This is a genomic window from Cribrihabitans pelagius (genome assembly GCF_048820915.1).
Taxonomy (GTDB): domain Bacteria; phylum Pseudomonadota; class Alphaproteobacteria; order Rhodobacterales; family Rhodobacteraceae; genus Cribrihabitans_A; species Cribrihabitans_A pelagius.
This window is the reverse complement of sequence record NZ_JBMERR010000002.1, coordinates 159931-171744: the sequence shown is the minus strand read 5'-3', so window position 1 is coordinate 171744 and position 11814 is coordinate 159931. Positions and strand designations below refer to the sequence as shown.

10 protein-coding genes are annotated in these 11814 nt (G+C 65.0%); 4 read left to right on the top strand and 6 right to left on the bottom strand.

From position 1 onward, the window contains the following. The first annotated feature begins 26 nt into the window (after nucleotides 1-26). Nucleotides 27-920 (top strand): ParB/RepB/Spo0J family partition protein, encoded by an 894-nt coding sequence (locus tag ACOHX0_RS02505; protein WP_420675068.1) that lies wholly within the window; start codon nucleotides 27-29, stop codon nucleotides 918-920. Here ACOHX0_RS02505 and ACOHX0_RS02500 read toward each other — a convergent pair. Genes ACOHX0_RS02500 through rph form a run of 4 tightly spaced genes read right to left on the bottom strand, consistent with a single transcriptional unit; the run spans nucleotide 910 to nucleotide 3739 of the window. Then, on the bottom strand, nucleotides 910-1263 hold the full coding sequence (locus tag ACOHX0_RS02500) for a YbaN family protein (protein ID WP_420675067.1): 354 nt from the start codon (nucleotides 1261-1263) through the stop codon (nucleotides 910-912). The two genes, ACOHX0_RS02505 and ACOHX0_RS02500, sit on opposite strands and share 11 nt — an antisense overlap. A 4-nt stretch (nucleotides 1264-1267) precedes the next feature. Continuing rightward, nucleotides 1268-2422, bottom strand: a complete 1155-nt coding sequence (gene hemW, locus ACOHX0_RS02495) for a radical SAM family heme chaperone HemW (RefSeq protein WP_420675065.1) — start codon at nucleotides 2420-2422, stop codon at nucleotides 1268-1270. Continuing rightward, nucleotides 2415-3029 carry an RdgB/HAM1 family non-canonical purine NTP pyrophosphatase gene (rdgB, locus tag ACOHX0_RS02490; RefSeq protein ID WP_420675064.1) on the bottom strand — a complete coding sequence of 205 codons (615 nt, stop codon included), beginning with the start codon at nucleotides 3027-3029 and terminating at the stop codon, nucleotides 2415-2417. Before rdgB ends, hemW begins: the two co-directional genes overlap by 8 nt. Continuing rightward, nucleotides 3026-3739, bottom strand: a complete 714-nt coding sequence (gene rph / locus ACOHX0_RS02485) for a ribonuclease PH (protein ID WP_420675063.1) — start codon at nucleotides 3737-3739, stop codon at nucleotides 3026-3028. Before rph ends, rdgB begins: the two co-directional genes overlap by 4 nt. 143 nt (nucleotides 3740-3882) lie before the next feature. Here rph and hrcA point away from each other — a divergent pair, with 143 nt between their 5' ends. Together hrcA and ACOHX0_RS02475 are read left to right on the top strand one after the other, a co-directional pair. Continuing rightward, a complete protein-coding gene (gene hrcA / locus ACOHX0_RS02480; RefSeq protein ID WP_420675062.1) occupies nucleotides 3883-4947 on the top strand; it encodes a heat-inducible transcriptional repressor HrcA in 1065 nt (354 codons plus the stop codon). A 9-nt stretch (nucleotides 4948-4956) separates the two neighbouring features. Then, nucleotides 4957-5520, top strand: coding sequence for a nucleotide exchange factor GrpE (locus ACOHX0_RS02475; protein WP_420675061.1), 564 nt, complete (start codon nucleotides 4957-4959; stop codon nucleotides 5518-5520). Between the two features lie 106 nt (nucleotides 5521-5626). Here the strand turns inward: ACOHX0_RS02475 and mutS are convergent, their stop codons facing one another. Together mutS and ACOHX0_RS02465 are read right to left on the bottom strand one after the other, a co-directional pair. Beyond that, entirely contained in the window at nucleotides 5627-8260 is a 2634-nt protein-coding gene (gene mutS, locus ACOHX0_RS02470) for a DNA mismatch repair protein MutS (protein WP_420675060.1), read from the bottom strand. Between the two features lie 98 nt (nucleotides 8261-8358). Beyond that, nucleotides 8359-9204 carry a flagellin N-terminal helical domain-containing protein gene (locus tag ACOHX0_RS02465; protein ID WP_420675059.1) on the bottom strand — a complete coding sequence of 282 codons (846 nt, stop codon included), beginning with the start codon at nucleotides 9202-9204 and terminating at the stop codon, nucleotides 8359-8361. A 351-nt stretch (nucleotides 9205-9555) separates the two neighbouring features. Between ACOHX0_RS02465 and ACOHX0_RS02460 the strand changes: the two genes are divergently transcribed. Then, the gene (locus tag ACOHX0_RS02460; RefSeq protein ID WP_420675057.1) at nucleotides 9556-11811 is read left to right on the top strand and encodes an NADP-dependent malic enzyme; all 2256 of its coding nucleotides are present in this window, start codon (nucleotides 9556-9558) and stop codon (nucleotides 11809-11811) included. The last annotated feature ends 3 nt before the right edge of the window (nucleotides 11812-11814 follow it).

Below are 11814 nucleotides of genomic sequence, written 5' to 3'. Positions count from 1 at the left end.
ATGCAGAAGAAAATGCGGAGGCAGTCATGGCAGAAAAAAAGGCAAAACCTCGCGGGCTGGGCCGGGGGCTGTCGGCTCTGATGGCAGATGTGAACCCCGAGCCCGTGAGCACCCTTGCAGAGGCGCCGCGCAGCGCCGAAATCATGGTGCCGATCGAGAAGATTGTCGCCAACCCGAACCAGCCGCGTCGGCAGTTCCTGCAGGAAGATCTGGATGACCTGACCGCCTCGATCAGGGAAAAGGGTGTTCTTCAGCCGCTGATCGTGCGGCCCAAGGCGGGCGGCCAGTTCGAGATTGTTGCCGGCGAACGCCGCTGGCGCGCCTCGCAGGCGGCAAAGCTGCATGAAGTCCCGGTTCTGATCCGCGAGTATTCGGACCTCGAGATGATGGAAGTTGCCATCATTGAAAACATTCAGCGTTCGGACCTGAACGCGATGGAAGAGGCGCAGAGCTATAAACAGCTGATGGAGAAGTTCGGCCACACCCAGGAGAAGATGGCGGAGGCGCTTGGTAAAAGCCGCAGCCACATTGCCAACCTGGTGCGGCTGTTGCATCTGCCCGAAGACGTGCGCGTGCTGGTGCACGAGCGGAAGCTGTCAGCCGGCCACGCCCGCGCGCTGATCACTTCCGACAATGCCTCGGATCTGGCCAAGAAGATCGTCAAGGGCGGGCTTTCGGTCCGCGCGACCGAGGCGCTGGTGAAAAAGGACGCCGCCGGCATTGCCAGCAACTCGCCTAAGAAGCCAAAGACTGCGGCGGAGAAGGATGCCGATACCAAGGCGCTGGAAGGGGACCTGTCTGCGACGTTGAAGATGCAGGTCTCGATTGATCACAAGGCCGGCGGCGAAGCCGGGTCGGTGACGATCAGCTATACTTCCCTCGACCAGCTGGATGATCTCTGCAATATGCTCAGCCGCTAGGCCGGGTCCAGATGAACAGCAGGACGAGGCTCAGCACGGCGGCCTGAATGCCCAGAAGATGGGTCGGGAGCGTCAAGGCGAGAGACAATCCAAAAACGGCGGCAATCGACAGGGTTGCCGCCGTTTTTGCACGCGGCCGGATGGCACCGCGTTCGCGCCAGTCCAGGATCATCGGGCCAAAGACCGCATGCGCAATGATCCAATCGTGCAAGCGTTCGGATGAATTGGCAAAAAAGAACGCCGCCAGCAGCAGGAAGGGGACGGTGGGCAGCAGCGGCAGCGCGATACCTACGACGGCCAAAGCGACGCAAAGCAACCCGAGACCAGCATAGAGAAATCGCATTATATTAATCCGCTAACAAGTCGCGCAGGACTGCATTCAAAACGGCGCGGCCCTGCTCGGTCGCGCGAAGCCTCTGGTCCGAGATAGTCACCATTCCGAGCTGCACAAGGTTGTCGAGTGCATTTTCCGGCAGCGGCTTGCCGGCCAGCCGGGCGTAGCGCTCTATATCCAGACCCTCGGACAGGCGCATCCCCATCATCAGGTATTCAGCCGCAGTATCTTCGGGGAGGAGTGCCTCGCGCAGGGTTTCACCGTTGCCGGCTTTTGCCGCGGCCAGCCAGGCGCCCGGCGCCTGGTGCGTTTCGCTGGCGTAGCGGGTGCCGTTCAGGGTCATCCGCCCGTGCGCCCCGGGGCCGATGCCGACGTAATCGCCATACCGCCAATAGATCAGATTGTGCCGCGACTCGGCACCGGGGCGGGCGTGGTTGGAAATCTCGTAGCCGGGCAGGCCATGCGCTGCGCAGATCTCCTGCGTGGCAAGGTACATGTCGGCGGCGCTGTCGTCACTTGGCAGGCCGCGCAGCTTGCCGCGGGCGTAGCGGTCGCCGAAGGCGGTTCCGTCCTCGATGGTGAGCTGGTAGAGCGAGAGATGGTCGATCGCCATCGACAGCGCTTCGTTCAGTTCCGCTTTCCAGGCCTGGAGCGTCTGCCCCTGTCGGGCATAGATCAGATCGAAGCTGACCCGGTCGAAACAGTGCCGCGCAATGTCGAAAGCAGCGCGGGCTTCGGCCACCGAATGGATGCGGCCAAGCCGGCGCAGGTCGTCGTCGTTCAGGGCTTGTACGCCCATGGAGATGCGATTGACGCCGGCATCACGGTAGCCGGCAAAGCGGCCTGCCTCGACCGAGCCGGGATTGGCTTCCAGCGTGATCTCCATGTCATTGGCAAAGGGCCAGATGCGGCGTGCGCCCTCGATCACCGCGGCCACCGTTTCGGGCAACATCAGGGAAGGGGTGCCGCCGCCGAAGAAGATGGTATTCAGGACCCGGCCCGCCAGCTCCTGCGAGAGCCGCTCGAGCTCGCTCAGATAGGCTCTGACCCAGGCGCTCTGGTCGATGTTGGCCGAGACATGGCTGTTGAAGTCGCAATAGGGGCACTTGGCCTGGCAGAACGGCCAATGCACGTACAGGCCAAAGCCCCCATTGCGCCAGTCATCCACCGAAACAGCCCTCGATGAACTTCGCCACCGCCTTGGCGCGGTGGCTGATCTTGTTCTTCTCCCAGCGGTTCATTTCCGCAAAGGTCACGTCGTAGCCGTCGGGCATGAACATCGGATCATAGCCGAAGCCGCCTTCGCCTCGGACCGGCCAGACCAGATGGCCGGCGGCGATGCCCTCGAACACTTCATCATGGCCGTCTGGCCAGGCCAGCACCAGGGTCGAGCGGAACTGCGCCAGACGCGGGTGGGGGGCACCCTTGGCCTCCAGTTCTCCATGGGCCCGGGTCATCGCCTGCATGAAGTCGCGGCCATCGCCGGTTTCGGCCCAATCGGCGGTATAGACACCGGGGGCGCCGTCCAGCGCGTCGATGGTGATGCCGGAGTCATCCGACAGCGCGGGCAGGCCGGTCGCCCCGGCCGCGGCATGGGCCTTGATGCGTGCGTTGCCGACGAAGGTGTCCTCGGTCTCCTCCGGTTCCGGCAGCTCCATCTGCGCCGCACCGATCACCTCCACCCCGTAGGGGGCAAGGAGATGTTCCATCTCCTCCAGCTTGCCCTTGTTGTGGGTGGCAAACAGCAGTTTGCCACCTTCGAACTTGCGGGTCATGCGCAGGCGGCCTTCTGCATCTCGGCCAGCTCGGCGGTGCCCTTGGCGGCGAGGTCCATCAGCGCATCCATCTGCTCGCGCGAGAAAACCGAGCCTTCTGCCGACATCTGCACTTCGATCAGCTTGCCGGTGCCGGTCATGATGAAGTTGCCGTCAACGCCCGCCTCAGAATCTTCGGGGTAGTCGAGGTCCAGCACCGGCTGGCCCGCGTAGATGCCGCAGGACACCGCCGAGACCGGATCCACCAGCGGGTCGATCTTGACGTCGCCGGCCTTCATCAGCTTGTTCACGGCGAGGCGCAGCGCCACCCAGCCGCCGGTGATCGCGGCGCAGCGGGTGCCGCCGTCAGCCTGCAGAACGTCGCAGTCGACGGTGATCTGACGCTCGCCCAGGGCGACCCGGTCGACCCCCGCGCGCAGGGCCCGGCCGATCAGGCGCTGGATCTCGACGGTGCGGCCGCCCTGCTTGCCGGCCGCGGCCTCGCGGCGCATCCGGGTGTTGGTGGCGCGCGGCAGCATGCCGTATTCGGCCGTGACCCAGCCGAGGCCGGTGCCCTTGATGAAGGGCGGCACCCGGTCTTCGATGGTGGCGGTGCACAGGACATGGGTGTCGCCCGCCTTGATCAGGCAGGAGCCTTCGGCGTGTCTGGTGAAACCGGTCTCGATCGAGACGGTGCGCATTTGGTTCAGTTCTCGTCCGGAGGGTCGCATGTCAGATCCTTTTTTTGCTGGCCCGGGGATAGCCTTCGCGGGGCCGCGGATGCAAGTCTGATTGACCTTTTGACGCGCTGCTCCTTAATGACATCGGGGTCTTGCACACCTATGTTGAAACCGGAAATCTCCGAGAGACGCACATGAAGGATACACGCAAAATTCTGGAGGATCTGAATGACCGCTCCCGCGATGTGTTCCGGGCGGTGGTGGAGACCTACCTGGACAGCGGCGGCCCGGTTGGCAGCCGCACCCTGACCCGGTCGCTGAGCGAGAAGGTGAGCGCCGCGACGGTGCGCAACGTGATGCAGGACCTGGAATATCTCGGTCTGCTCGACAGCCCGCATGTGAGCGCCGGCCGGGTGCCGACGCAGCTGGGGCTGCGGATGTTCGTCGATGGGCTGCTGGAAGTCGAGAACCTCAATGCCCAGGACCGCGAGAAGATCGACGCAACGCTGGGGCGCAACGCGGGCGATGTCGGCGGCATGCTGGACCGGATCGGCGCGGCGCTTTCGGGGGTGACGCATGGCGCCTCGCTGGTGCTGACGCCCAAACACGAGGCCGAGCTGCGCCATATCGAGTTTGTCTCGCTTGCCCATGACCGGGCGCTGGTGGTCTTGGTGTTCTCGGACGGCCATGTGGAGAACCGCCTGTTCGCGCCGCCCCCGGGGCAGACACCCAGTTCGATGCGGGAGGCGGCCAATTTCCTCAATGCGCTGATCGAGGGCCGCACGCTCACCGAGGTGCGGCGTGAAATCCTGAAAGAAATCTCCTCCCGGCGGCAGGAAATCGACACGCTGGCGCAGGAAATGATCGAGAGCGGGCTGGCGGCCTGGGAGGATGACGGCAGCGATCAGGCCCGTCTGATTGTGCGCGGCCGGTCGAATCTCCTGGCCGAAGAAGGCGCCGCCGAGGAGCTGGACCGCATCCGCAACCTGTTCGACGATCTGGAGCGCAAGCGGGACATTGCCGAATTCCTGGAACTGACCGAAGAAGGCGAAGGCGTACGGATTTTTATCGGTTCGGAGAATAAACTTTTCTCACTTTCGGGTTCCTCTTTGGTGGTGTCTCCCTATATGAACGCGGATCGGAAGATAATTGGCGCGGTGGGGGTGATCGGCCCGACGCGGCTGAACTACGGACGGATCGTGCCGATTGTTGACTATACGGCACAACTGGTCGGCAAGCTGTTGTCGGACCGGAGTTAGAGGTGAAATATGGCAGAGCTCAAGAACGAAGACTTTCTGGACGACATCGCCGATGCCGAGGCTGAAGAGCTTGCGGCGCAGACAGAAGAAATAGACGACGATGCGCTGGAGATCGACGCGCTGCGGGCCGAGCGGGATGAACTGAAGGACCGGTTCATGCGGGCGCTGGCGGATGCCGAAAACGCCCGCAAGCGCGGCGACCGCGCGCGCCGGGAGGCCGAGCAGTATGGCGGCTCGAAGCTGGCCCGCGACATGCTGCCGGTCTATGACAACATGAAACGCGCCATCGACGCGGCCACCGACGAGCAGCGCGAGGCGGCTTCGGCGCTGATCGAGGGCGTGGAGCTGACCATGCGGGCGCTTCTCGGCGTGTTCGAGAAGCACGGCATCCGGAAAGTTTCGCCCGATGTGGGTGACAAGTTCGACCCGCAGATGCACGAAGCGATGTTCGAAGCGCCTGTGCCGGGCACCAAGGCGGGCGACATCATCCAGGTTTCTGCCGAGGGCTTCATGCTGCACGACCGGCTGCTGCGGCCGGCGCAGGTCGGCGTGTCCTCGACGCCGGCGAACTGACATCGCGCCAAAGAGTAGAACACGCCCATTCGGGCCTGTGCCTCCGGCGGGAGTATTTTCGGCAAGATGACAAGGGCGGGTCCGGTTGGATCCGCCCTTTTCCGTTTTACTCTGCGGCCTGTTTGAGCTGGTAGAGCAGGTCCAGCGCCTCGCGCGGGGAGAGGTCGTCCGGCTGGATGGTGCCGAGCATCTGTTCCACGGGGGAGGGGCCGGGCGCGGGTCTTGCCGCGGGCTGCGCAGGAGCGGCGGCAAACAGAGGCAGGTCGTCGATCTGGATCTTGCTGCTGCCGTCGCGGCTGTCCTGTTCCAGCATGTCGAGCACATCGCGGGCGCGCGCCACCACCGAGGCGGGCAGGCCCGCAAGCTGCGCCACCTGCACCCCGTAGGAGCGGTCAGCAGCGCCCTTACGCACCTCGTGCAGGAAGACCACGTCGCCCTCCCACTCCTTCACTGCTACAGTGGCGTTGTTGACGCACGGCAGCTTGGCCGCCAGCTGCGTCAGCTCGTGGTAGTGGGTGGCAAAGAGCGCGCGGGCCCGGTTCACCTCATGCAGGTGTTCCAGCGTGGCCCAGGCGATCGACAGGCCGTCGTAGGTGGCGGTGCCACGGCCGATTTCGTCCAGGATCACCAGCGCGCGGTCGTCGGCCTGGTTCAGGATCGCGGCGGTTTCGACCATCTCGACCATGAAGGTCGACCGCCCGCGCGCCAGATCGTCCGACGCGCCGACCCGGCTGAACAGCTGGCTCACCAGGCCGATATGGGCGCGCTCGGCGGGGACGTAGCTGCCCATCTGGGCCAGGAGAGCAATCAGCGCGTTCTGCCGCAGGAAGGTTGATTTACCGGCCATGTTGGGGCCGGTCAGCAGCCAGATCGCGGCGCCATCTTCGGCCGTCAAGGTGCAGTCATTGGCCACGAATGTATCGCCGCCCTGCTGGCGCAGAGCCTGTTCCACCACCGGGTGACGGCCGCCCTCGACATCGAAAGCGCGGGAGCCGTCGACCCGGGGCCGGGTCCAGTTCTCACTGCGGGCGAGATCCGCCAGCGCGGTCACCAGGTCCAGCTCGGCAAAACCGCGAGCGGCAGTGCTGAGAAGGGGAGCGGCCTCCAAAACAGCGCCGGAAAGCCTTGCATAGAGCCGCTTTTCGATCTCCAGAGCCTGATTTCCGGCGTTCAGGATACGGGTTTCAATCTCGCTCAGCTCCACGGTGGTGAAACGCACTTGATTGGCCGTGGTCTGGCGGTGGATGAAGGTTTCCGACAGGGGCGGCGACAGCATTTTGTCCGCGTGGGTGGCGGTGGTTTCGATGAAATAGCCCAGGACGTTGTTGTGCTTGATCTTCAGCGAGGCGATGCCGGTCTGTTCGGCATACTGCTTCTGCATCGCCGCAATCACCGAGCGGCCCTCGTCGCGCAGGGTGCGGGCCTCGTCCAGCTCCGCATCGTAGCCGGGCGCGATGAAGCCGCCGTCGCGGGCCAGAAGCGGCGGCTCGGCCACAAGCGCGGCGTCGAGCAGGGCAAGGAGACCGGTGAAACCTTGCAGGCTCTGTACCGCGTCAGTGCTGAGCGGCGGCAGATCCTGCGCGGCGCAAAGCCCGGTGATGCTCTCGGCCTGGGTCAGCGCGTTGCGGATCGCGGCAAGGTCACGCGGGCCGCCGCGCTCCAGCGCCAGGCGGGAGAGCGCGCGGTCAAGGTCCGGCGTTCGGCGCAGCGCGGCGCGCAGGTCCTCGCCCCATTGCGGGGCCTCCACCGCGTGATCCAGCGCCGCCAGCCGCGCCTGCACCACGTCGAGGCTGCGCGAGGGGCTGGCGATGCGCTGCTCCAAGAGCCGCGCGCCGCCGGGGGTGACAGTGCGGTCGACCACCGACAGAAGCGAACCGGCCCGGCCGCCCGACAGCGCGCGGGTCAACTCCAAGTTGCGGCGGGTGGCGGCGTCGATCTGCACGACGCGGTCCTGGGCTTCTTGCTGCGGCGGCTGCAGGAGCGGCAGCTTGCCCTTCTGGGTGATCTCCAGATAGTCGATCAGCGCCCCCATGGCGGAGACCTCGGCGCGGCTGAAACTGCCGAACCCGTCCAGGGCGCTGACGTTGAACAGAGCGCAGATGCGCTGCTGCGCGGCAGTGCTGTCGAAACTGGCCTTGCCGAGCGGCGTGAGCGGGATCTTGTATTCTTCGGCCAGCGGGCGGGCGTGTTCGTATGCGGGGCCGTCGGCGACCAGCAGCTCGGAGGGCGCGAGCCGCGCGAGCTCGGGCGAGAGACGCACGCGGGCGACGGGCATCACGTGGAACGCGCCGGTGGAAATATCGGCCCAGGCCAGCGCCGCCTCGTCGCGCAACTCGGCGTAGGAGACCAGGAAGTTGTGGCGGCGGGCCTCCAGCAGCGAATCCTCGGTCAGTGTGCCGGGGGTGACCAGCCGCACCACGTCGCGTTTCACCACTGATTTGGCGCCGCGCTTCTTGGCTTCGGCCGGGGATTCCAGCTGTTCCCCCACCGCCACGCGAAAGCCCTTGCGGATCAGGGTCAGCAGGTAGCCCTCGGCGGCGTGGTAGGGCACGCCGCACATCGGGATCTCGGCGCCGTCATGCTTGCCGCGCTTGGTCAGCGCGATATCCAGCGCCTCGGCCGCGGCGACGGCGTCGTCAAAGAACATCTCGTAGAAGTCGCCCATCCGGTAGAACAGCAGGGCGTCCTTATATTGTTCTTTTATTTCAAGGTATTGCGCCATCATGGGCGTGACGGTCATAACGGGCCCCCACCGGTTTGTGCCGGGGATGTCTACAATGGCGCCGGTCCGAGGAAAACCCGGATATCAGGGGCCCGGCTGAGGTTTGCCGCGTAGCTCTAGAACAGGGCTTTCAGGGCCTGAGGAGCGGCATTGGCGATCGACAGCGACAGGGAGCCAAGCTGCTGCTGCGCCTGCAGCGCATGCCAGCGGGTGGCGGCCTCTTCCATGTTGGTGTCGACCAGGCTGCTCTGGCCCTGCTTCATCGCATCCGCCAGCTTGCTGGTGAACTCGTTCTGGTCCGACATCCGCTTGGAGCTTGCGCCCAGCCGGGCAGCGCCGTCGATGGCGAACTGGATGAAGCCCTCCATCTCGTCCAGCGCCGCCATGGCAGAGGCCTTGTCAGTGATCGGGGTGCGGTTGGCGAGATCGAAGGCGGCATCGCCCTCGAAGTTCACGCTGTCGACGGTGATGTTGGAAAGGGCGGGGTTTCCGGCCCCCTGCCGGTCGAGCGACGCTGCCACCGAAATTCCGGTGGCGCCGTTGCCGTTGGCATCGGTGGCCAGAAGGTTGGCGCCGTTGAACTGCGAGGCGGAGATGATCGAATTGATCTGCTGCGTCTTCTGCTGCATCTGCGCTTCGACCTTGGAGTAGTCGACAAGACCGCTGGCGGCGGAGATCGCGAGCTTCTTCATGTCCATCAGCGTGTCGGTGATCTGTTCGGCCCCGGCCGATGCCACGGCAACGGTGGCTTCGCCCAGCGACAGGGCATCCGACACGCCGCGGTAACCCGCCATGTCGGTGTCCATCATCTGGGAAATCGCCCACAGCGCGGCATTGTCCTTGGCGGTGTTCACCTCACGGCCGGTGGCCACGTCGTCCTGCACGTCATTCAGCTGCCGGGTGGTGCCGCCCAGCATCTGCAGCGCTGTCATCGCGCCCGTGTTGGTGTTGATACTAAACATCGGTTTGCATTCCTCAAACTCGTAAGGGCTCGGTCATGGTCTGATTGCGGCGTCTTGCGAGGCCGGTGGATGCCGTTCTGACACGTGCTGAAGGGGGCATGGGATTCGGCCCCCCAGCGCCACCCGGGCTGCGGGTGCAAGTTGAAGGCTAGTTAACAATTGCAGCGCAGCCGGGCCTCTATTGCGGCAGAAATGGGGCGGGCAGGCGAATTTGCGCAAGTCTTGCGCGGGTCCGGCCACGGGCACAGGCGCCGCAGCCCGGAGGCGGCTGCCCAGTTTCTGTGCAGCCCGGATTGAGAGCGGCGATTGGCTGGGATATGAGAGGTGCCAGTAAAAGAGGACAGGACCCCGATGCCCAAAGCGAAGATCACCAACGAAGAGGCGCTTGCGTTCCATCTGGAGCCCACGCCCGGCAAATGGGAAGTGCAGGCCACCGTGCCGATGACCACGCAGAGGGACCTGTCGCTGGCCTATTCGCCCGGCGTTGCCGTGCCTTGCGAGGCGATCGCGGCCAATCCCGAGACCGCCTATGACTACACCAACAAGGGCAACTTGGTGGCGGTGATCTCCAACGGCACCGCGGTGCTGGGGCTTGGCAACCTCGGCGCGCTCGGCTCCAAACCGGTGATGGAGGGCAAGTCGGTGCTGTTCAAGCGCTTTGCCGACGTGAACTCGATCGACATCGAGCTCGACACCGAAGATCCGGAAGAGTTCATCAAGGCGGTGAAGCTGATGGGTCCGACCTTCGGCGGCATCAACCTCGAAGACATCAAGGCGCCCGAATGCTTCATCATCGAGCAGCGCCTCAAGGAAGAGATGGACATCCCCGTCTTCCACGACGACCAGCACGGCACCGCGGTGATCTGCGCGGCCGGCCTGATCAACGCGCTGCATCTGTCGGGCAAGAAGATCGAGGACGTGAAGATCGTTCTCAACGGCGCCGGTGCCGCGGGCATCGCCTGTATCGAGCTGCTGAAATCTATGGGCGCGCGGCACGAAAACTGCATCGTCTGCGACACCAAGGGCGTGATCTACCAGGGCCGCACCGCGGGCATGAACCAGTGGAAATCGGCCCATGCGGTTGAAACCGGTCTGCGCACCCTGGAGGAAGCAATGCGCGGTGCCGACGTCTTCCTCGGCGTTTCGGTCAAAGGTGCTGTGACGCAGGAAATGGTCAAGTCGATGGCCGACAACCCGGTCATCTTCGCGATGGCTAACCCCGATCCGGAGATCACCCCGGAGGAAGCTCACGAGGTCCGCGTCGATGCCATTGTCGCCACCGGCCGCTCGGACTATCCGAACCAGGTCAACAACGTGCTCGGCTTCCCCTACCTGTTCCGCGGCGCGCTCGATATCCACGCCCGTGCCATCAACGACGAGATGAAGATCGCCTGCGCCCATGCGCTGGCGGCGCTGGCGCGCGAGGACGTGCCGGACGAGGTGGCGCTGGCCTATGGCAAGTCGCTCGCCTTCGGCCGCGATTACATCATCCCGACACCGTTTGATCCGCGGCTGATTCACCGCATTCCGCCCGCTGTGGCCAAGGCCGGTATGGACACCGGCGCCGCCCGCCGCCCGATCATCGACATGGACGCCTACGAGGTCTCGCTGAAGACCCGGATGGACCCGACCGCCTCGATCCTGCGCGGGCTGAATGCGCGGGCGCGCTCGGCCCAGTCGCGGATGATCTTTGCCGAGGGCGACGATCCGCGGGTGCTGCGCGCCGCGGTGATGTACCAGAGATCGGGCTTCGGCAAGGCGCTGGTGGTGGGCCGCCCCGAGGATGTGCGCGAGAAGCTCGAAACCGCAGGCCTCGGCGATGCGGTACGCGAGCTGGAGGTGCTGAACGCCGCCAATACCCAGCATTTCGAGACCTACAAGGACTTCCTTTACAACCGGCTGAACCGCAAGGGCCACGACCACAAGGACATCCACCGCCTGGTCGGCCGCGACCGCCACGTGTTCTCCGCCCTGATGCTGGCGCATGGCCACGGCGACGGGCTGGTCACCGGCGCCACCCGCAAGTCGGCGCATGTGCTGGACCGGATCAACCATGTCTTCGACGCCGACGCCGCCCATGGCGCCGCGGGCGTCACCGCGCTGTTGCACAAGGGCCGCATCGTGCTGATCGGCGACACGCTGGTGCATGAATGGCCGAACGAGAACGACCTCGCCAATGTCGCCGAGCGCGCCGCCGGCGTCGCCCGCCACATGGGGCTGGAGCCGCGTGTCGCCTTCGTCAGCTTCTCCACCTTCGGCTACCCGGTGTCGGAACGCGCCGAGAAGATGCATCGCGCCCCGGCGGTGCTCGACAAGCGCGGGGTGGATTTCGAATACGAAGGCGAAATGACGGTCGACGTGGCGCTGAACGCCGCCGCACAGGAGGCCTACCCGTTCCAGCGCCTCTCCGGCCCGGCCAATATCCTGATCGTGCCGGCCCGCCATTCGGCCTCGATCTCGGTCAAGCTGATGCAGGAAATGGGCGGCGCCACCGTGGTTGGCCCGATCCTCTCGGGTGTGGACAAGCCGATCCAGATCTGCTCCACCACCTCGACAGCAAATGACATCCTCAACATGGCCGTGCTGGCGGCCTGCAACATCGGATAGGTG

Coding starts and splice junctions, on each gene's coding strand:
- ACOHX0_RS02505 (WP_420675068.1), top strand. CDS start 27: ATGGCAGAAAAAAAGGCAAAACCTCGCGGGCTGGGCCGGGGGCTGTCG.
- ACOHX0_RS02500 (WP_420675067.1), bottom strand. CDS start 1,263: ATGCGATTTCTCTATGCTGGTCTCGGGTTGCTTTGCGTCGCTTTGGCC.
- rdgB (WP_420675064.1), bottom strand. CDS start 3,029: ATGACCCGCAAGTTCGAAGGTGGCAAACTGCTGTTTGCCACCCACAAC.
- rph (WP_420675063.1), bottom strand. CDS start 3,739: ATGCGACCCTCCGGACGAGAACTGAACCAAATGCGCACCGTCTCGATC.
- hrcA (WP_420675062.1), top strand. CDS start 3,883: ATGAAGGATACACGCAAAATTCTGGAGGATCTGAATGACCGCTCCCGC.
- ACOHX0_RS02475 (WP_420675061.1), top strand. CDS start 4,957: ATGGCAGAGCTCAAGAACGAAGACTTTCTGGACGACATCGCCGATGCC.
- mutS (WP_420675060.1), bottom strand. CDS start 8,260: ATGACCGTCACGCCCATGATGGCGCAATACCTTGAAATAAAAGAACAA.
- ACOHX0_RS02465 (WP_420675059.1), bottom strand. CDS start 9,204: ATGTTTAGTATCAACACCAACACGGGCGCGATGACAGCGCTGCAGATG.
- ACOHX0_RS02460 (WP_420675057.1), top strand. CDS start 9,556: ATGCCCAAAGCGAAGATCACCAACGAAGAGGCGCTTGCGTTCCATCTG.